20 protein-coding genes and 1 other annotated feature are annotated in these 19721 nt (G+C 66.1%); of the genes, 14 read left to right on the forward strand and 6 right to left on the reverse strand.

The window, feature by feature from the left end; genetic code table 11:
* Positions 1-198: 198 nt before the first annotated feature.
* Entirely contained in the window at positions 199-1314 is a 1116-nt protein-coding gene (gene ald / locus Q8Q53_RS14690; RefSeq protein ID WP_305702535.1) for an alanine dehydrogenase, read from the reverse strand.
* Between the two features lie 89 nt (positions 1315-1403).
* Here ald and Q8Q53_RS14695 point away from each other — a divergent pair, with 89 nt between their 5' ends.
* The 3 genes from Q8Q53_RS14695 to Q8Q53_RS14705 are packed head-to-tail and all read left to right on the forward strand — an operon-like array spanning position 1404 to position 3927.
* Positions 1404-2546, forward strand: a complete 1143-nt coding sequence (locus Q8Q53_RS14695) for a DUF2157 domain-containing protein (RefSeq protein ID WP_305702536.1) — start codon at positions 1404-1406, stop codon at positions 2544-2546.
* The gene (locus tag Q8Q53_RS14700; RefSeq protein ID WP_305702537.1) at positions 2543-3097 is read left to right on the forward strand and encodes a GDYXXLXY domain-containing protein; all 555 of its coding nucleotides are present in this window, start codon (positions 2543-2545) and stop codon (positions 3095-3097) included. Before Q8Q53_RS14695 ends, Q8Q53_RS14700 begins: the two co-directional genes overlap by 4 nt.
* A gap of 5 nt (positions 3098-3102) precedes the next feature.
* A complete protein-coding gene (locus Q8Q53_RS14705) occupies positions 3103-3927 on the forward strand; it encodes a kinase (RefSeq protein WP_305702538.1) in 825 nt (274 codons plus the stop codon).
* A 9-nt stretch (positions 3928-3936) separates the two neighbouring features.
* On the opposite strand, the gene Q8Q53_RS14710 is transcribed toward Q8Q53_RS14705, so the two are convergent.
* Together Q8Q53_RS14710 and Q8Q53_RS14715 are read right to left on the reverse strand one after the other, a co-directional pair.
* A complete protein-coding gene (locus Q8Q53_RS14710; RefSeq protein ID WP_305702539.1) occupies positions 3937-6294 on the reverse strand; it encodes a DNA translocase FtsK 4TM domain-containing protein in 2358 nt (785 codons plus the stop codon).
* 81 nt (positions 6295-6375) lie between these two features.
* On the reverse strand, positions 6376-6948 hold the full coding sequence (locus tag Q8Q53_RS14715; RefSeq protein WP_305702540.1) for a thiamine phosphate synthase: 573 nt from the start codon (positions 6946-6948) through the stop codon (positions 6376-6378).
* On the opposite strand from Q8Q53_RS14715, the gene Q8Q53_RS14720 reads away from it, so the two are divergent.
* Complete coding sequence (locus Q8Q53_RS14720) at positions 6947-7600, forward strand: YggS family pyridoxal phosphate-dependent enzyme (RefSeq protein WP_305702541.1); 654 nt, start codon at positions 6947-6949, stop codon at positions 7598-7600. The genes Q8Q53_RS14715 and Q8Q53_RS14720 overlap by 2 nt on opposite strands.
* A gap of 82 nt (positions 7601-7682) precedes the next feature.
* Here Q8Q53_RS14720 and Q8Q53_RS14725 read toward each other — a convergent pair whose 3' ends face one another.
* Positions 7683-9980 (reverse strand): TonB-dependent receptor, encoded by a 2298-nt coding sequence (locus Q8Q53_RS14725; RefSeq protein WP_305702542.1) that lies wholly within the window; start codon positions 9978-9980, stop codon positions 7683-7685.
* Between the two features lie 459 nt (positions 9981-10439).
* On the opposite strand from Q8Q53_RS14725, the gene Q8Q53_RS14730 reads away from it, so the two are divergent.
* Complete coding sequence (locus tag Q8Q53_RS14730) at positions 10440-10952, forward strand: nuclear transport factor 2 family protein (RefSeq protein ID WP_305702543.1); 513 nt, start codon at positions 10440-10442, stop codon at positions 10950-10952.
* Positions 10953-10962: 10 nt separating this feature from the next.
* Here the strand turns inward: Q8Q53_RS14730 and pyk are convergent, their stop codons facing one another.
* A complete protein-coding gene (gene pyk, locus Q8Q53_RS14735; RefSeq protein WP_305702787.1) occupies positions 10963-12426 on the reverse strand; it encodes a pyruvate kinase in 1464 nt (487 codons plus the stop codon).
* Between the two features lie 95 nt (positions 12427-12521).
* Between pyk and Q8Q53_RS14740 the strand changes: the two genes are divergently transcribed.
* The 6 genes from Q8Q53_RS14740 (at position 12522) to ruvC (ending at position 15209) form a co-directional block, all read left to right on the forward strand.
* Positions 12522-12851 carry a DUF1244 domain-containing protein gene (locus tag Q8Q53_RS14740; RefSeq protein ID WP_305702544.1) on the forward strand — a complete coding sequence of 110 codons (330 nt, stop codon included), beginning with the start codon at positions 12522-12524 and terminating at the stop codon, positions 12849-12851.
* Between the two features lie 112 nt (positions 12852-12963).
* Complete coding sequence (locus Q8Q53_RS14745; RefSeq protein ID WP_305702545.1) at positions 12964-13200, forward strand: DUF2312 domain-containing protein; 237 nt, start codon at positions 12964-12966, stop codon at positions 13198-13200.
* A 71-nt stretch (positions 13201-13271) separates the two neighbouring features.
* Positions 13272-13589 (forward strand): heavy metal-binding domain-containing protein, encoded by a 318-nt coding sequence (locus tag Q8Q53_RS14750; protein WP_305702546.1) that lies wholly within the window; start codon positions 13272-13274, stop codon positions 13587-13589.
* Positions 13590-13644: 55 nt separating this feature from the next.
* Positions 13645-14388, forward strand: coding sequence for a YebC/PmpR family DNA-binding transcriptional regulator (locus Q8Q53_RS14755; protein WP_305702547.1), 744 nt, complete (start codon positions 13645-13647; stop codon positions 14386-14388).
* Position 14389: 1 nt separating this feature from the next.
* Positions 14390-14740: a DUF3147 family protein gene (locus Q8Q53_RS14760; protein WP_305702548.1), complete on the forward strand. Its 351-nt coding sequence runs from the start codon at positions 14390-14392 to the stop codon at positions 14738-14740.
* 1 nt (position 14741) lies between these two features.
* Positions 14742-15209 carry a crossover junction endodeoxyribonuclease RuvC gene (ruvC, locus tag Q8Q53_RS14765; RefSeq protein ID WP_305702549.1) on the forward strand — a complete coding sequence of 156 codons (468 nt, stop codon included), beginning with the start codon at positions 14742-14744 and terminating at the stop codon, positions 15207-15209.
* Here ruvC and Q8Q53_RS14770 read toward each other — a convergent pair.
* Positions 15206-16720 carry an AMP-binding protein gene (locus tag Q8Q53_RS14770; RefSeq protein ID WP_305702550.1) on the reverse strand — a complete coding sequence of 505 codons (1515 nt, stop codon included), beginning with the start codon at positions 16718-16720 and terminating at the stop codon, positions 15206-15208. The two genes, ruvC and Q8Q53_RS14770, sit on opposite strands and share 4 nt — an antisense overlap.
* A gap of 129 nt (positions 16721-16849) precedes the next feature.
* Positions 16850-16903: a sequence feature (sul1 is cis-regulatory element that is thought to sense ions involved in sulfur or methionine metabolism; They are found in Alphaproteobacteria), on the forward strand.
* A 91-nt stretch (positions 16904-16994) separates the two neighbouring features.
* On the opposite strand from Q8Q53_RS14770, the gene Q8Q53_RS14775 reads away from it, so the two are divergent.
* From Q8Q53_RS14775 to Q8Q53_RS14785, 3 genes are read left to right on the forward strand one after another with little or no spacing between them, the layout of a single operon-like run.
* Positions 16995-18479, forward strand: coding sequence for a SulP family inorganic anion transporter (locus tag Q8Q53_RS14775; protein WP_305702551.1), 1485 nt, complete (start codon positions 16995-16997; stop codon positions 18477-18479).
* On the forward strand, positions 18466-19344 hold the full coding sequence (locus Q8Q53_RS14780) for a universal stress protein (RefSeq protein WP_305702552.1): 879 nt from the start codon (positions 18466-18468) through the stop codon (positions 19342-19344). The genes Q8Q53_RS14775 and Q8Q53_RS14780 overlap by 14 nt, the downstream gene beginning before the upstream one ends.
* 1 nt (position 19345) lies before the next feature.
* Positions 19346-19684 carry a TraR/DksA C4-type zinc finger protein gene (locus Q8Q53_RS14785; protein ID WP_305702553.1) on the forward strand — a complete coding sequence of 113 codons (339 nt, stop codon included), beginning with the start codon at positions 19346-19348 and terminating at the stop codon, positions 19682-19684.
* Positions 19685-19721: the final 37 nt, after the last annotated feature.

Below are 19721 nucleotides of genomic sequence, written 5' to 3' on the forward strand. Positions count from 1 at the left end.
TAAAGTCTAAACCGTCATGCTGAACTTGTTTCAGCATCCATTTCTCGGCCCGCACTGTCCGTGCAGGAGGAGAGATGGACCCTGAAACAAGTTCAGGGTGACGCATGTGGTGGGAACGTATGTAAACGGGATAAACACCAAACAAGTTCAGGGTGACGGTTTTTTGGGGGGCTGAGGCAGGGGCCGCGCGAAAACCGCTTACCCCAACACCTCAGCTACCGGCACGTAAGCATAGCCCAGCTCGCGCGCCACGGCCTCATACGTGACCTTCCCCGCATGGACGTTCAGCCCGTTCGCCAGATGCGGGTTGGCCTTCAGCGCGGCCTTCCAGCCGAGGTCCGCGATGCGCAGCGCGTGGGGCAGGGTGACGTTGTTGAGCGCATACGTGCTGGTCCGCGCGACGCCGCCGGGCATGTTGGCGACGCAGTAATGCACCACGCCGTCCACCACGTAAGTCGGGTCGGCATGGGTGGTGGCGTGGCTGGTTTCAAAGCAGCCGCCCTGATCAATCGCGACATCGACCAGCACCGCGCCCGGCTTCATGCATTTCAGCATGTCGCGCGTGACCAGCTTGGGCGCGGCGGCGCCGGGGATCAGCACTGCGCCGATCACCAGTTCGGCCTCGCAGATCATCTGTTCGATGTTGGCGCGGTTGGAGAAGCGGGTCTTGGCGCGGCTTTCGAAATGGGTGCCCAGCCGCTCCAGCACTTCGGGATCGCGGTCCAGAATGGTGACGTCCGCGCCCAGGCCGACGGCCATCTGCGCCGCGTTGAAGCCCACCACACCGCCGCCGATAACCAGCACCCGGCCCGGCAGCACGCCCGGCACGCCGCCCAGCAGCACACCGCGCCCGCCATGCGCCTTTTCCAGCGCGGTCGCCCCGGCCTGAATGCTCATCCGGCCGGCCACCTGGCTCATCGGCTTGAGCAGGGGCAGAGTGTTGCCGGGTCCGGTGACGGTTTCATAGGCGATGGCGGTGACGCCCGACTTCACCAGATCGGCGGTCTGCTCCGGATCGGGGGCAAGGTGGAGGTAGGTGTAAAGGATCTGCCCTTCGCGCAGCATCGCCCGCTCGGCGGCTTGCGGTTCCTTGACCTTCACGATCATTTCGCAGCCCGCGAAGACATCGGCCGCCGCGCCCTTGATCACGGCACCTGCGGTTTCGTAATCCCGGTCGGTCGCGCCGATGCCCAGACCGGCCCCGGTTTCGACCCAGACTTCATGCCCGCTGGCCACCAGTTCGCGCGCGCTTTCCGGCGTCAGGCCGACGCGGTATTCGTGGTTCTTCACTTCCCTGACGGTGCCGACGCGCATGAAACGATCTCCTTTGGAGAATATCGTTACAACTGCAACCGGTTGGATGCAAGGTTGCTGGACACGGCTTACGGCGATAGGCTGACGCCATGAGCGAGCGCAAGCTGACCGCCTGGCAGGCCGCCGGGCTGATCGATGCCGATACGGCAGCGCGCATCCGCGCCTATGAAGCGCAACACAGCCGCCCGCTGGCGCTGTGGGCGGTGATCGGCATCGCGGCGCTGGCAATCGGGCTGGGCGTGGTGCTGGTGGTCGCGGCCAACTGGGATGCAATTCCGGGGCTGGTCCGGCTGGGCATTCACTTTGCGCTGATGGCCGCGCTGGCCGGGTATCTGTGGCGCGCGGGCGATGAGCTGGCGGGCCGGCAGCCGTGGCTGCACGAAGGCGCGCTGTTCGTGCTGGCGCTGCTGGGCATGGCGTTTCTGGGTCATCTGGGCCAGGTTTATCAGACCAGTTCGCCGCTGTGGCAGCCGCTCGCGCTGTGGCTGGTGCTGTTCGCGCCCGTGCTGCTGGCGCGCGGGCAAAGCTGGCTGATCGCCGCGCTGGTGTTCGTGGTGGCCACATATACCGCGTGGGATTTCGCGCGGACTTTCTGGGACGACGTTTCGACTGCGGACGCTTTGCTCATCGCGCTGGTCACCGCGCTGACAGTGCTGTTCGCGCCGCTGGGCGCGTGGCAGCGCGGACGCTCGGCCCGCCCGGATTTCTGGCGACGGCTGGAGCAGCTGGCAGTCGTCTATGCGCTGGGCGGGGCCAGTTACGCGGCGATCTATGCCGGGGTTGAGTCGTTCCGGGGATCGGGCAACGAGCTGGTCGCCATCGCCCCGCAAGCGGTGCGCGCCGCAGTGGCGATTGGGGCGGGCGTGGTGGTCGCGCTGGTCCGCCCAACCGCATCGGGCCGCGCGGCGGGCGCCATGCTGGGCGGAACCGGGCTGCTCATGCTGCTGGCCTATCCGCTGTCGGGTAACCAGGTGGTCGGCGCGCTGCTGTTCATGGCGCTGTGGACCGGGGTGGCTGCCGCCAGCCTGCAAGGCGGCTGGCGCGGGGCGTTCCAGTTCGCCGTTGCGGTGATCGCGCTGCGGCTGATCGTGCTGAGTTTCGAGCTGGAGGATGATCTGCTGACCAGCGGCGCGGGCCTGATTTTCAGCGGCGTGCTGATCCTGGGCGTGGCGTGGATCGCCTTGCGCGTGGCCCGCCGGTTTGCGCCGCCCAGGGAAGGAGCATCAGCATGACCCGGACCGGCTTGCTGCGTTCGCTGCTGCTGGCCCTGCCGCTGGCGGGCCTGGCCGGGCTGTGGGGGTGGAGCGACCACCAGAGCAGGCAGGGCACCGATTGGGACATCCCGGTGCAGGGCTATGATCCGCGCGATCTGCTGCGCGGGCATTATGTGCAGTTCCGCTATGACTGGCCGGGGATCGAAACCGTAGCTGATGAAGATCCGATGGCGTGGAATGGCGGGCGAGGCGTGTGTCTTGAAGGGCGCGCGCCCGTGCTGACCCGTGCGTCGATCTATCCGCCGCCAGTGGAAGCCGCAGCCTTGCCGTCTGATTTGCCGCTGCCTGAATGCCCGCAGCTGGCCCGCGCCGAAGCGCCGCTGCCGGGCCAGCCGACCGGCACCGAAGGCGGGCGGCTCTATATCCCGCAAGCCGCTGCCGACCGGCTGAATGCCCAGTTGGCCGATCCAAAGCTGCAAGGGATCGTCCGGGTGCGGCTGCGGCCGGATGGTCACCTTACCCCGCTCGGGCTGACGTTCCGCCCACGTCCGGTTCAGCCTGCCGAATAGGGGCGATGCTGGCCGCTCCCGATCCGCGATTGCTGGCGGCGCTGCTGGCGCTGGTTCGGCAGCAGGCCGGGGCCGGGCTGACGGTGATCGGCCTGTGCGGCGCGCAAGGGGCGGGTAAATCGACGCTGGTTGCGGCGCTGGCCGGGGCGCTGGAGGATGGCGGTCTGCCCACGGCGGTGTTGTCGCTCGACGATCTTTACCGGACCCGCCGCGAACGGCAGCGGCTGGCGGCGCAGGTTCATCCGCTGCTTTTGACGCGCGGCGTGCCGGGCACGCACGATATCGCGCTGGGGCTGGCAGTGGTCGCGGCGCTGGAGCGGGGGGAAGCGGCCGCGCTCCCCCGGTTCGACAAGGCCGCTGACGATCGCGCGGCCGAGCGCGACTGGCCCGCTGCCGCCGCGGACACGCGGGTGCTGCTGCTGGAAGGCTGGTGCCTGGGCGCGCGCCCGCAAGCCGCAGCGGCGCTGGTCGATCCGGTCAACCCGCTTGAAGCGCAGGAGGATCCCGGCGGGATCTGGCGCGGTTATGCCAACGCTGCGCTCGCCGGGGAATACCAGCTGTTGTTTGCCCGGCTGGACGCGCTGGTGCTGCTCGCCGCGCCGGGGTGGGACGTGGTGGCCCGCTGGCGCGAACAGCAGGAGGCCGAACTGCGCGCGCGATCAGGCCCGGCTGCGGCGGGCGTGATGACGCCCGATCAGGTCACCCGGTTCATTGCCCACTATGAACGGCTGACCCGCCACATCCTGGCCGAAATGCCGCCCCGCGCCGATCTGCTGGTGCGGCTGGGCGCCGCGCGTGAGGTGCTGGCGCTGACCCGCCGGAACGGTTGACGCAGCGGTCTACAGCGGGTTGCCATCACGGTCGCGGTAGATGTCGCGGCGGCCGACATGGTTGGCCGGGCCGACAAAGCCGTCCGCTTCCATCCGTTCCACCCATTTCGCCGCCGTGTTATAGCCCACGCCCAGTTGCCGCTGCAGCCAGCTGGCCGAGGCTTTCTGGCTTTCGAACACGATCTGGCAGGCCTGCCGATACTTGCGCTCATCCGGGTTGTCGGATGCGGTCGCATCCAGATCATCGAAGCCAAAGCTGCCATCCTCCGGCTCTTCGGTGACGCTGTCGACGTATTCCGGGCTGCCCTGACCGCGCCAGTAATCGGCGATCCGTTCCACTTCCTCGTCCGATACGAACGGCCCGTGGACGCGGCGGACGGGATCGGTGTTGGGTTTGTAAAGCATGTCGCCCTTGCCCAGCAGCTGTTCGGCACCCTGCTCACCCAGAATGGTGCGGCTGTCGATCCGGCTGGTGACGGCAAAGCTGATCCGGGTCGGCAGGTTGGCCTTGATCACGCCGGTGATGACATCGACCGAGGGGCGCTGGGTCGCCATGATCAGGTGGATGCCCGCCGCCCGGCTTTTCTGGCTGAGCCGCTGGATCAGGACTTCGATTTCCTTGCCGACCGTGACCATCAGGTCGGCCAGTTCGTCGACGATCACCACGATCTGCGGCAGCGGCTGGTAATCGAGCTGCTGTTCCTCGAACAGTTCCTCGCCGGTATCGGGGTCGAACCCGATCTGGATGCGGCGGCCCAGCGGCTTGCCCTTGGCGGCGGCACTGCGGACCTTTTCGTTGAAACCGGCCAGGTTGCGCACCGACAACTCGCTCATCTGGCGATAGCGGCGTTCCATTTCCTCGACCGCCCATTTCAGCGCGCGCACCGCCTTGGCTGGTTCTGTGACCACGGGGGAAAGCAGATGCGGAATGTTGTCATACGACTTCAGTTCCAGCACTTTGGGATCGACCAGGATCATCCGGCACTGCGCCGGGGTCAGCCGGTAGAGCAGCGACAGCAGGATGCAGTTGAGGCCCACCGATTTGCCCGATCCGGTGGTCCCGGCCACCAGCAGGTGCGGCATCGCGGCAAGATCGGCCACCACCGGCTCCCCGGCGATATCCTTGCCCAGGATGATCGGCAGCATCGCCTTGGACGCGGCGAACTGTTCGCACGCGATCAGCTCCTTGAAGCCCACCATCTGGCGGTCGGCATTGGGCAGTTCGATGCCCATGACGGTGCGGCCGGGGATCGAGGAGACGCGCGCGGAAATCGCGCTCATGTTGCGGGCAATATCGTCGGCCAGCCCAACCACGCGGCTGGCCTTGATGCCAGGAGCCGGTTCCAGTTCATACATGGTCACGACCGGGCCGGTGCGCACGGCGGTAATCTCGCCCTTTACGTTGAAATCGTCGAGCACGGTTTCCAGCAGGCGGGCGTTGCGTTCCAGCGCCAGCTTGTCGATCTTCTGGTGCGAATTGGGCGGGGCATCGTCCAGCAGGTCCAGCCCCGGCAACTCATAGCTGTCGAACAGATCGCCCTGCCGCGCGGATGAACCCAGCTGGGCGGGCTTGATCGGGCGGGTGGGATCGGTGATTTCGGGCGCGCGGCGCGGCGCGGCGGCCAGTTCGGGGCGCGGGGCGGCGCGCTCCTCACGCGGTTGCTTGTCCCGGGCAACCGGGATGGCCGCGCCGCCCGACGCCGGAACGGCCCGGCGGCGCTGGAGTGCGCGCGGCAGGGTGAACAGGCTGCCCCAGTCCACCGCAAACACCCGCCCGGCCAGCACTGCACCGCCGCCCAGACAGGCGATGGCGACCGCCAGGATCGACCAGCCGCGCGCCGCTTCGGGCAGGAATGTGGCCAGCGCGCGGATCGCGCTTGCCCCTAGCAGGCCAGCGATGCCGCCAAGCCCGGCGGGCAGCGAACCGCGCGCCTGATCGAACGCCAGCGTCAGCACGGTGGCCAGCAGGGCCATCGCAAACAGCAGCACGCCAATCGGCCGCCACCACGCATGGTCGGCGTGGGGGACGCCTTCGTCATCTTCTTCGACCAGCCGCCACAGCTTGCGCGAAAAGACATAGAGCAGCGGCAGGAACAACGCGGACACCGGCCCGAACAGGAATAGCGCGCGTTCCGCCGCCCATGCCCCGGCAAGGCCCATCCAGTTGGCCACCCCGCCGCCCGCCGCGGTCGAAGTGCTGGGATCGGTCTGGTGATAGCTGACCAATGCGAGCGCCAGAAACACCATCCCGCCGAGCAGGGCGAGCGAGCCGGCGATTTCCGCACTGCGCCGGACACTGCGCCTGAGCGCCGCGCGCCAATCGACGCGCGCGCCGCGCTGTCCTGCCGAACTGGGCCGTGTTGCCATGATGCTCCCCTGTGCTGGACCGGTGTTATGCGCCTGTGGGTGACTCCGCGTCAAGAATCCACGGGATTCCGGCGAGTCGGTTCACCGCAAATGCCCATCGATCGCGGCCCAGCGCGGCCACCGCAGCCGCCGCGCGGCGTGCGGGTTGAGGCCGCCCAGTGCGATTGCGGGCACGCCTGTGCGGCCGGCCAGCAACCGGAACCGCAGCGGTCCAAGCACTTTTCCGCCGGGGTGCGAGCGGGTCGGGAACACGGGCGACAACAGCACCGCAGCGGCGCGGCGGGCGCGGCGCAGTTCATGCAGCGAATGGACCGTGACCAGCCGCAGCGTGGCAGGGCCGCGTGCCAGCAGGTGCGGCGCACCGTAAGCGCCGTCAGCCCCCCAGCGCCGGGCCTGTGACGCGCTGCCCGACAGGATCATCAAGTGGCCGCGCTGCCCGGCCAGCCGTTTCAACGCATCGAACCGCGCGCGGCGCTCAGGCGCAGGCAGGTGATAGTGCCGGAACACCAGCCCGCTTCCGCGCGGCAGGCGGCGCAGGATGGTTTCCAGCGCGGCATCGTTGCGCGCATCGGTCAGCAGCCAGATGTCAGGGAGGGGGTGGATGATCGGGAAGGGCTGGCGCGGCGGCATCGCCCCGCTATAGCAGCGCGCCATGGAACAGGCACTCGAAGAAGTTCGCACCCGCATCGTCCACGCCGCCCGGATCGCGCGCCGCGAACCCGGCGAAGTCACGCTGATCGCGGTCAGCAAGACCCATCCGGCCGAGGCAATTGCTCCGCTGATCGCGGCGGGCCAGCGTGTGTTCGGCGAAAACCGGGTGCAGGAAACGGCAGAAAAGTGGCCCGCCTTGCGCGCCGCGCATCCGGATATCGAAGTGCATCTGGTCGGCCAGCTGCAATCGAACAAGGCCGATGAAGCGGTTGCGCTGTTCGATTGCATCCACTCGGTCGACCGGCCTTCGCTGGTTACCGCGCTGGGCAAGGCGATGGACAAGGCCGGGCGGCGGGTGCCGTGCTTCGTGCAGGTCAACATCGGCGCGGAAGAGCAGAAGGGTGGCTGTGCCATGGCAGATCTGCCCGCGCTGCTGGATCAGGCCCGCGCGGCGGACCTGCCCGTCATTGGCCTGATGTGCGTGCCGCCTGCGGGGATTGAGGCCGCGCCGTTTTTCGCCCTGCTCGACAAGCTGGCGCGCGACCATGGTCTGGCGGGGCGCAGCATGGGGATGAGCGACGATTTCGAAACGGCGATCATGCTGGGCGCAACCCACGTGCGGGTCGGCTCCGCGCTGTTCGGCGCGCGGGGGTAGCGTTACCGCAGGCAGCATCGGCCCAACGAAAAGGGGCGGCTGGTTGCCCGGCCGCCCCTTTCCTGTTGCGTTACCGCAAGGCTCAGAAATCGTAGCCGATTTCGATGCCCAGCACGCGGCCCTTGTTGAGCGGCGAGAACGAGCCGGTCTTCGGGTTCTGCCCGAACGGCACGTCAACCCCGGTCGACAGCGGTCCGCCGAAGATCGCGGCCTGCGTCGCGGTGCCCAACTGGGTGTCGCCGCCATGCTGCACTTCGTCCAGCAGGTTCTTGGCATAGATCGACACGGTCAGCCCGGTGCCGCTCTTCCACGCCAGGTTGGCTTCCAGGTTGTCGGATGCCGTGATCCAGCCAAAGTTGCTGTCGGTATAGGCGTAGCGATCACGGTGCTGCCACGAAACGCGGCCGGTCAGTGCACTGCCATCGCCCAACGGGAAGTCAGCAATAACACCCGCGCCATAAGTCCACTTGGGCGTGCGCGGCAGTTGCAGGACGAGGTCGGCAGCGTTCACCACGTTGTCGCCGGTCAGGTCGAACTTCACCGTCTTGTAGCGCGCGTTGACGTAGCCAACGTTCCCCGTGAACAGGAAGTTGCTGCTGGCGGCAAAGCGGAGTTCGCCTTCGAAGCCTTCGATCTTGGCATCGGCCGTGTTGTAGATCGACTGCGAAACGCCCGAAGCCGAGGCCTGGTTGATTTCGCGCTGCATGTTGCCGACATCGGTGCGGAAGGCCGCAACGTTGATGGTCAGCTTGCGATCATCGGTCTGATACTTCGCACCGATTTCGTAGCTGTCGACCTGTTCCTCGTCGAACGACAGGCCGCGGGTGGCTGCGACCAGTTCGAACGCGTTGGCGTTGGTCACGCGGAAGTTATAGCCGCCCGAACGGAAGCCGCGGGTCCAGTTGGCATAGACCTGCGCGCGGTTGCTGAACTTGTACTGCGCACCCAGCTTGGGGCTCCAGCTTTCCCAGGTCTTCTTGTCCGAGAAGCCGTTGTTCTCGGTCGGGATCAGCGGGTTCGTGCCGGTCTGCGGGCAGGTGGCAGCAACCATCGAGCACGCCGGGCGCGGACGGATGTAGGTGATGTCCACATCCTTGGTTTCCTTCGACCAGCGCACGCCGGCGGTCAGGGTCAGCGCATCGGTGACGTCGAAATCACCCGAAGCGAACAGGCCCAGCACATCGTGGTCCTGCGCGCCGCCGCCATACTGGCTGGTCGGGCTGATGAAGGTCGGGAAGAAGCGCAGTTCATCATAGCGCAGCTTCTGGGTGAACCAGAACGCACCGGTGGTCAGGTCGAACGCGCCGAACCGCTGGTTGAAGCGCAGTTCGTCAGAGAACTGCTCCTGCTCGAAGCGGGTGTTCGAATGGAAGATGAAGCGCGGCGTGGAATCGATGTCGCCGCCGGTCGATGCACTGTAATTGCGCCAGCCGAAGATGTTGGTCAGCTTGCCGTCACCGATGTCGATTTCGGTCTTGTGGCTGCCGAACAGGGTTTCGTTTTCATAGAAGCCCGGATTGTCGATCGAGAAATCGAACGTGTCGCGCTTGTAGATCCCGTGGTTCTGGGCCGACGGACCATCGCCCTTCGAATGGAAGTATTCCAGCTTGCCGACCATGCGGACGGTTTCGGCCGGCAGGAACTCCAGTGCGCCGCGCACGATTTCCGTGCTGGCCTTGCCGTGGTTCGTGCCGTCGAACAGGTTCTTGAAGTACCCGCCGTCGTTGTTGAAATAGGCGCCGAACTTGAAGTTCAGCTTGTCGGTCACGATCGGGCCGGACACGACGCCCGACACCGAGAAGTTCGGGCCGCCGCGGCCGCCATCAATCGGGCCGTCAACCGACATCTTGACCTTGCCGCGGTAATCCGGGGTCGGATCGCCGGTGTTGATGATCACCGCGCCACCGGTTGTGTTGCGGCCGAACAGGATGCCCTGCGGACCGCGTGCGATTTCGACCGAACCCAGGTCGAACATGTCGAACACCAGGCCGTTGTTGACGCCCATGTAAATGCCGTCGACGAATACGCCGACCGTCGGGTCGATCGACGGGATCGAGCTGTTCACGCCCAGGCCGCGGATCGAGAAGTTGGCGGTCCCGCGCGAAGTGCCGACCTGATCGAGCGACACGTTCGGGGTGCTGTAGGACAGCGATTGCAGGTCGCGGACCTTGATCGCATCCAGAGTGCTCTGGCTGAACGCGGTGACCGCGAGCGGCACGGACTGAACGTTCTCCACGTCCTTCTTCTTGGTCGCGGTGACGACGATGTCGGCGGTCAGCGCGTCGATCGCGCTGCCTTCTTCCTGCGCGAAGGCAGGGGTGGAAATGGCCAGCAGGCTGGCACTGGCGAGCAACAGCTTCGCCGGATTGTTCTTGGTCATATCAACTCCCTGAAAGACCCATGCTTATAAATAGCGAGGCGCCACTTAGGGCGTTGCTGGCCGTTTGCAACGGGGTAGCTGTAACAGTGTTGCGCGGCGGATTATCGGCCGCGCGGCGCTGTCGGGGGTGGAACCCGCGACAAAATCGTTACGGAAACCGGTGCTTTATGACATCATCGTCCGTCGCACGCGCCACGTGCCGCGCGGACAACCGCCGCGCTCGTCCTGCCGCATTTTTGCTGACCGTTGCAGGGATGTCGCACTTTTCAGCGCTTCGAAGCGGGCCTGCTCAATCCGGGGCCTGACTGGAACGGCGGCTGAGCGCATCCCCGCTCAGCATGACGACATGCAGCAGGTTTTGCGACAAAACGCTCAAAGTCAGCACGTTTCCGGTTGTGCGCGGCGGGCAATGTGAGTTAGTGATGTAAATCACCAATCCACTTCACCCGGATGACCGCCATGCCGCTTTTCCCGATCCTGCTGCTTGCCGCGCAGCCCGCCATGCCGACCCCGGCGCCGCCTCCGGTGCAGGCCGAAATGCCCCCTGCCGTCCTGACCGACCAGGTTGCGGCGGCCGATGCGCGCTTCTTTGCGGCCTTTTTCGATGCCAGGTGCAACCCCGCAGAAGTCCGCGCGATGATCGCCGACGATTTCGAGATGTACCACGACAAGGGGGGCGTGATCGCGACCTCGGCCGATCAATTCATGGCGCTTTATGCCAGCCAGTGCGCCGAACGCGCCAAGCCGGATGCCTGGCGCAGTCGGCGCGAACTGGTGCCGGGCAGTCTGCTGGTCGATCCCGTGCCCGGTTTCGGTGCGATCGAGGAAGGCGACCACCGCTTTTACGAACGGCAGGGCGAAGGGGCCGAAACCCTGGCCGGATCGGCCCATTTCGCCCACCTATGGGAAAAGACGCCGCAGGGCTGGAAGCTGAAGCGCGTGCTCAGCTATTCGCACCGCAAGGCGCCCTGACCGCAGACGCCTACCCCTCTTCGCGCGCCAGTTCCCCCTCTTCGCGCGCCAGTTCCTTGCCCGACAGGGTCACCACGTGGAGCAGATTGGTCGATCCGGGCGTGCCGAACGGCACCCCGGCCAGCGCCACCAGCTTGGACCCGGCCACGCCGAACCCGTGGCGCAGGGCCATGCGCTTGCCCTTGGCGATCATTTCTTCAAAGCTGCCGATATCCCTGGTGGTCACCGCGTGCGCGCCCCACAACAGCGCCAGCCGCCGCGCGATCTTTTGCGACGGGGTCAGCACCAGCATCGGCGCGGCGGGGCGTTCACGGGCCACGCGGCGGGCGGTGGAGCCCGATCCGGTGAACACGATCACGCCCGAAATCGCCACCGTCTGGATGATCGAGGCGCAGGCTGCCGCCAGCGCATCGGCGGTGGTCGGATCGGGCAGAACCTGCGCAAAGCTGACCTGCTGGCGATAGCCGGGATCACGCTCCACCTGCCCCGCAATCCGGTCCATGATCGTCACCGCCTCGACCGGCCAGGCACCGCTGGCGGTTTCGGCGGACAGCATCACCGCGTCGGCGCCGTCATAGACCGCGTTGGCCACGTCCGACACTTCGGCGCGGGTCGGGGCGGGGCTTTCGATCATCGATTCCAGCATCTGCGTGGCGACCACCACCGGCTTGCCCGACCGGCGGGTCACGGCGACGATGTGCTTTTGCAGCGGGGGCACTTCCTCGGGGTTCAGTTCCACCCCCAGATCGCCGCGCGCGACCATGATCCCGTCGGCCAGTTCGATGATCTCCTCCAGCCGGTCAATCGCGGCGGGCTTTTCGATCTTGGCCATCAGCGCGCCGTACCCGCCCATCAGGCGGCGGGCTTCGGCCACGTCTTCGGGCCGCTGGACGAACGACAGCGCAATCCAGTCCGCGCCGTGCTGAACGGCAAAGGCCAGATCGCGGCGGTCCTTTTCGGTCATCGCGGGCACCGGCACTACCGCATCGGGCACGTTCACGCCCTTGCGGTCGGAAATCACGCCGCCCACTTCGGCCGAGCACAGGATCGCGTCCTCGCCCGCGCGGATCACGGTCAGCCGCAGCTTGCCGTCGTCGATCAGCAGGCGCTGGCCCTTCTGGAGCACACCGAACAGTTCCGGGTGCGGCAGGCAGACGCGGGTGTCGTCACCCGGTTCGGGGTTGCGGTCCAGTGTGAAGTGGCTGCCGTGGCGGATCACCGCCCGGCCGCCCGCGAACTGGCCGACGCGCAGCTTCGGCCCCTGCAAATCGCACAGGATGCCGATCGGGCGGCCAATTGCCTTTTCCACGACGCGGATCGCGGCGATGGTTTCGGCGTGGGTTTCGTGATCGCCGTGGCTCATGTTCACGCGGAACGCATCGGCTCCGGCGCGCAGCAGTTTCTCGATCATTTCGGGCGAGCGGCTGGCCGGGCCGAGCGTCGCCAGGATCTTGACCTTGCGCCCGCGCGTCATGACCTTTGTCTGATCGTTCCTGGCCACTGTGCTTCCCCCTGTATAGACGCCTGCCCCTATGGCAAAGCGCGGCTGAAAACCCAAGGACCTACCCCATGAGCTGTTCCGAAAATACGAATGCGGCCCCCGCAGATCCCCTGGATGCACTCGATGACGCGGTTGCCGCCGCCGCGTTTCGCCGTCTTGTGCGCCATTTAAGGCAGCGCCATGACGCGCAGAACATCGATCTGATGGGCCTGTCGGGCTTTTGCCGCAACTGTCTGGCCGACTGGATCGTCGATGCCGGCGCGCCGCTGGACAAGGCCGGCGCGCGCGCCGTGATCCACGGCATGGCGTTCGATGAATGGAAGGAACGGTTCCAGACCCAGGCCACGCCGGAGCAACTCGCACGGATGGAAGCCAGCCTGAAACTGAACGATCATTGATTTTGGCACTGATCCCGGATTTCCACAGCCCTCGCTTTGCCCGAATCCCCGCCCCCGGCTAGAGGGCCTGCAACCGATTCATCCTGCTGCTTTTTTCCCGGAGAATTTCCCGATGGCCGAAAACACCGACGACCGCCTGCGCCTGCTGATCGAACGCGTTGAGCGTCTGGAAGAGGAAAAGAAGGGCATTCAGGACGACATCAAGGACGTCTACGGCGAAGCCAAGGCGGTCGGCTATGACGCCAAGATCATGCGCCAGATTGTCCGGCTGCGGAAGATGAAGCCCGACGACCGCCGCGAAATGGACATGATCCTCGACACTTACAAAGCCGCGCTGGGCATCGACTGACAATTACCGCTGGAAATACGCCGGGCGGCTCCTAATCTTGGGGAACTGATCCACCAGAGGAGCCGCCTGCGATGATTTCCACCACCACCAACGCGATCGAGGGCCGCCCGGTCCAGCAGTATTACGGCATCGTCACCGGCGAAGTGATCGTCGGCGCGAACATTTTCCGCGATCTGTTCGCCAGCGTGCGCGACATCGTCGGCGGGCGTTCGGGCAGCTATGAAGACGTGCTGGCCCGCGCCCGCAAGCAGGCGCTCGAAGAAATGGAAGCCCAGGCCACCGCGCTGGGCGGCAATGCCGTGATCGGCGTCGATATCGATTACGAAGTGCTCGGCGCCAACGGCTCGATGCTGATGGTCAGCTGTTCGGGCACTGCCGTGGTTGTCTGATCGCGTCTAACCGGCTAGGGGCGGGCCAAATCCACCCCTAGCTGACGGCGTTTCCATGGCAGGCCATTCCAAATTCAAGAACATCATGCACCGCAAGGGTGCGCAGGATAAGAAGCGCTCGGCGCAGTTTTCCAAGCTCAGCCGCGAAATCACCGTCGCTGCCAAGATGGGCATGCCCGATCCGGACATGAACCCGCGCCTGCGCGCCGCCGTCAACGCGGCCAAGGCGCAGTCGATGCCCAAGGACAACATCCAGCGCGCCATCGACAAGGCGAGCAAGGGCGACGCGGAAAATTACGAAGAAGTGCGCTATGAAGGCTATGGCCCCGGCGGCGTCGCGCTGATCGTCGAGGCGCTGACCGACAACCGCAACCGCACCGCCACCAACGTCCGCACCGCCTTTGCCAAGAACGGCGGGAACCTGGGCGCGTCCGGCGCGGTCAGCCACGGGTTCGACCGGCTGGGCCTGATCGAGTATCCCGGCAAGGCTGGCGACGAGGACAAGGTGCTGGAAGCCGCGATCGAAGCCGGCGCGGACGACGTTGAAAGCGACGATGACAGCCACGCGATCTGGGTCGCGATCGAAAACCTCCACCCCGTCGCGCGCGAACTGGAAAAGGCGCTGGGCGAAGCGGAAGGCGTGAAGCTGGCGTGGAAGCCCGGCCTCAAGGTCGAAGTCGATGAAGACACCGCCCGGACCCTGCTCAAGCTGATCGACGTGCTCGACGATGACGATGACGTTCAGGCCGTGTGGGGGAACTATGAAATCCCCGACGCGGTGATGGAGCAGCTGGGCTGACATGCTCGGCCTGATCGCCAAGGCGCTGCTGTCTGGCGCGCTGATTGTTGCGATCGCCGAAATCGGCAAGCGGCTGCCCACGCTGGGCGCGCTGGTGGCGTCGTTGCCGCTGGTGGCGGTGCTGGGCATGATACTGCTGTGGCAGCAGCGCCCGGATGCCGAAAACATGGCGGCCTATTCCGAAGCGACGTTCTGGTATGTGCTGCCCTCGCTGCCGATGTTCCTGGTGATCCCGGCCCTGCTGCGGGGCGGCGTTTCCTTCTGGATCGCGCTGGCCGCCGGGTGCGCGCTGACCATCGCGCTGTATCTGCTGATGATGCAGGTCGGCCCGCGGCTGGGGCTGCGGCTGTGACATGCTGATCATCGGCCTCGACCCGTCACTGACCTGCACTGGCTGGGGCATCGTGGCGAAAGTGGGCACCCGGCTGAGCCATATTGCCAACGGTCAGGTCAAGACCGACAGCAGCATGTCATTGCCGGACCGGCTGGTCACGCTGGACCGGGAACTGACCGATGTGATCCTGCACTACCGGCCCGATACCAGCGCGGTCGAGGAAGTGTTCATGAACAAGAATCCGCAGTCTACGCTCAAACTTGGGCAGGCGCGCGGGGTGTGCCTGCTCACGCTCGCGCGGGCCGGACTGCCCGTCGCCGAGTATGCCACGCGGCTGATCAAGAAGGCCGTGGTCGGGACCGGCGGGGCCGAAAAGGCGCAAGTTCAGGCGATGCTGAAAGTGCTGCTGCCGGGGGTCAAACTGGCCGGGGCCGACGCGGCGGACGCGCTGGCTGTGGCAATCACCCACGCGCACATGGTGCGCTAGGCGGCGGGGACATATTCCGCGCGTTCGGCCAGGAACCGCTCGCGCAGGGCGGCCTTGCGCAGCTTGCCCGATGCATCGCGCTCCAGCGCCGCAACAATCACGATTTCGCGCGGAACCTTGTATCCGGCAATCCGCTCTTTCAGTTGCTCGCGCAGGGTCCGGGGATCAAGCGCCGTGCCGCTGACCAGCGCGACCAGACGCTCGCCGTACTCGCTATCCGGCACGCCGATGACCGCGCAATCGTCCACGCCTTCCAGTCCGAACAGCGCCCCTTCGACTTCGGCGGGGTAGATGTTGACGCCGCCCGATACGACCATGTCGCGCACCCGGTCGTACAGATACAGGAAGCCGTCGGCATCCTGATAGCCGACGTCGCCCAGCGTCACGAGGTCGCCCAGCGCGACTTCGGCGCGCTTGGCCGGATCGCCGCGATAGATGAAATCGGGGTAGTGGCGCAGGCGGCCAAAGATCTCGCCCGGCGCTCCGCGCGGCACATCCAGCCCGTCCGGGCCGATGATCCGCAGTTCCGCGCCGTCGACCGGCTTGCCGCAGGTGCCCGGATGGGCCAGCCACTGCGCACTGTCGCACAGCGTCAGCGGGCCGGATTCCGTGCCGCCATAGTATTCGGCAATCACCGGCCCCCACCAGTCGATCATCGCGCGCTTGACGTCTGCCGCGCACGGTCCGCCGGCATGGATCGCCCAGCGCAGCGATGACAGGTCATAGGCGCGGCGGGTTGCGGCTGGGAGGCGCAGCAGCCGCACGAACATGATCGGGGCCAGACCGACCGAGGTGATCCGCTCGCGCTCGATCAGCGCCAGGAACGCTTCCGGGTCGAACCGGGGCATGATTTCAACATGCTGCGCGGTCATTGCCGCGTACAGCGCCAGCTGATTGGGGAACGCATGATAGAGCGGGCCGGGGATCGCAACCCGGCTGTCCGGGGTGAGCTGATACATCGCGGCCCGCAGCGCCTGCATCCGGTCCTGCTGGTCGGGTGTGGCGGGAACGCGCTGCACCCCCTTGGGCCGGCCGGTGGTGCCGGACGTATAGACAATGCTGCCCGGCGCGACCTGCCGGGGGAGGGCGCACGGCGCGAAACTGTCACGCCATGTCGCATAATCAGGCAGGGCATGATCAGGTTGGGCCTGCGCCTGCTCCGGCTCCGCAACTGCGAACACCGGCACCCGGCCTTGCCAGCTGCCGGGCAGCGATGTCGCCAGCGTATCGGCCACGAACAGCGCTCGCGGGGTGCTGTCATCCAGCAGGTATTCGATCTCGCCCGGCTTGAAGTGCCAGTTGATCGGCACGACGAACGCGCCGATGCGCCCCGCCGCCAGCGTGATTTCCACAAATGCAAGGCAGTTCGGCAGGATCAGCGCCACCCGCTCGCCCGGCGTTACCCCCACCGCGATCAGCCCTGCCGCAGTGCGCTCAACCCGCGCCAGCAGTTCGGCGCGGGTGATCGGCAATCCGCCCGCGCGGATTGTGTCTGTGTGTGTGTCCGTCATGCCCCAGCCCTGCGCCAGCCCTGCGGCCAGATCAATATTCAATTGAGCCGGAGTCAGGCCGCCGCCGCGCGCAGCCGCGCGGTTCGCGCTTGCTGCCCGCGCGGGTATGATCTACCCGCTGCCCAATTCACCGGACCCGGCCCTGCCGGGTGGCTCGGCCCGGCGCCTATCCCCGGGATAACCTTTCCCTTTCCGCTGCGCACACCGAACCCGTCCTGCTGGCAGGCCCGGCGTTACGGAAGCTGCGTCACAGCGGTATCGCACAAGGTCACTCATGCCCAATTTTGCAACCATCAAGCACGAATGGTCCTCCAATCCGCGCGGGGATATCCTGGCCGGGATCGTCGTTGCGCTGGCGCTTATTCCCGAAGCGATCGGCTTTTCGATCATTGCCGGGGTCGATCCGCGCGTCGGGCTGTATGCCTCGTTCTCGATTGCGGTGATCATCGCGCTGGTCGGCGGACGGCCGGGGATGATCTCGGCGGCCACGGCGGCTGTGGCCGTGCTGGTTGTGCCACTCGTCCGCGACCACGGCATCGATTACCTGTTCGCAGCGACGGTGCTGATGGGGGTGATCCAGGTCATCGCTGGCTTCCTGCGGCTGAACCTGCTGATGCAGTATGTCTCGCGCTCGGTCATCACCGGGTTCGTCAATGCACTGGCCATCCTGATTTTCCTGGCGCAGTTGCCGGAACTGATGAACGTGCCGTTGCTGACGTATGCGCTGGTCGCGGGCGGTCTGGCGATCATCTACCTGTTCCCCTATCTGACCCGCGCCGTGCCATCACCATTGGTGGCCATCGCGGTGCTGACCGGGCTGGTCTATTATACCGGGTTCGATGTCCGCACGGTGGGTGACATGGGCGAATTGCCGTCATCGCTGCCCGTATGGCTGATCCCCAACGTGCCGTTCACGCTGGAAACCTTGCAGATCATCCTGCCGTTTTCGCTGACCATGGCGGCGGTCGGGCTGCTGGAATCGATGATGACCTCCCAGATCGTCGATGATCTGACCGACACCCCGTCGGACAAGCAGCGCGAGATGAAGGGGCAGGGGATTGCCAACTTCTTCACCGGCTTCCTGGGCGGGATGGGCGGCTGCGCGATGATCGGCCAGTCGGTGATCAACGTGAAGTCGGGCGGTCTGACCCGGCTGTCGACCTTCGTGGCCGGATCGTTCCTGCTGTTCCTGATCCTGGTTCTGGGATCGCTGGTGGCGATCATTCCGATGGCGGCGCTGGTGGCCGTGATGATCATGGTGTCGATCGGCACATTCTCATGGCAGTCGATCCGCGACATTCGCCGCCATCCCTGGCAGTCGTCGGTGGTGATGGTGGTGACCGTGGTGATCGTGGTCTGGACGCACGATCTGGCGCAGGGCGTGCTGGCGGGCGTGGTTCTGTCGGGGCTGTTCTTTGCCAGCAAGGTCAAGCGGATCTTCACCGTGGAATCGCAGCTTTCGGCCGATGGCCTGACCCGCCACTATCAGGTGTCGGGCCAGGTCTTCTTCGCCTCGACAGACAGCTTCGTCGAAGCGTTTGACTTCAAGGAAGTGCTGGACCGGGTCGTGATCGACGTGTCACGCGCCCATTTCTGGGATATCTCGGCCGTGGGGACGCTCGACAAGGCGATCCTGAAGTTCCGCCGCGAAGGGACCGAGGTGGACGTTATCGGGCTGAACGCAGCCAGCGCCGCGATGGTCAGTCGCTTTGCAATTCACGACAAGCCGGGTGCCGAAGCCGGGCTTGGCACACACTGAGAGGGTCACGCTCATGGAACACGTCCTCGCCTGTATCGATGCGTCCAGCTATGCCGACAGCGTCTGCGATCTGGCCGCCTGGGCTTCGCAGCGGCTGGCCATGCCGGTTGAACTGCTACACGTGGTGCAGCGCAGCGATGCGGTGACCGCGCGCGGTGATCTGTCCGGGGCGATCGGCCTGGGCGTGAAAACCAGCCTGATGGAAGAACTGGTCAATCTGGAAGCCGCCGATGCCAGGCTCAAGGTCGAACGCGGCCGGGTGCTGCTCGCCGCCGGGGAACAGCGGCTGCGCGCAGGCGGCGCATTCGATGTGCGCACGCTGCATCGCCACGGCGGGATCGTGGAAACCATCCTGGAACGCGAAGAGGGCGCGCGGGTGGTGATTATCGGCAAGCGCGGCGCATCCCACGAATTTGCCAGCGGCCACATCGGGTCCAAGCTGGAACGGGTCGTGCGGGCCAGCACCAAACCCGTGCTGGTCGCCTCACGCACGTATGTCGAGCCGCGCAGCATCGTGTTCGCCTATGACGCCAGCCCGGCGGCCGGGCGCGCGCTGGGGCGTCTGGCCGAATCCACCTTGTTCACGGGGTTGCCGATCAACATCGTGATGGCCGATACCGATAATGACGCGCATCGCCGCGCGCTGAACGATGCTGCGGCGCGGCTGGGCGCGGACCGGGCGATCATGACCACGATCGAGCGCGGCAAGCCCGAAGCCGTGATCGCCGGGGTGGTCGAACAGACACCGGGCGCGATGCTGGTGATGGGCGCCTATGGGCACTCGCCGATCCGCACGCTGATCGTCGGCAGCACCACGACGACGATGATCCGCACTGTTCACGTGCCGGTTTTGTTGGTTCGGTAACATGACCGTCGATCTTGTCCGCTTTCGCCAGACGCTCTCGTCGCGGCGCGACGAACTGCGCGAAGAGGACCGGATTTCAGCGGCTGATCGTGCGCCGGTTACGCTCGATCAGGAGAGTGTCGGGCGGCTGTCGCGGATCGACGCGATGCAGGTTCAGGCGATGGCGCTGGCGCAGGCCCGGCGGCGGCAGTCCGAACAGGCGGCGATCGAAGCCGCGCTGCGCCGGATCGATGCCGATGAGTTCGGCTCTTGCCTGAAATGCGGTGAGCCAATCGCGCGGGCCCGGCTGGAGCATAACCCCTCGGTTGCCACCTGTATCGATTGCGCCAGAGCGGATTGATACTCCCCGCAGGAGGGGCGGCCCCATCGGGCGGGGC

It is taken from the genome of Novosphingobium sp. (assembly GCF_030699305.1).
GTDB lineage: Bacteria > Pseudomonadota > Alphaproteobacteria > Sphingomonadales > Sphingomonadaceae > Novosphingobium.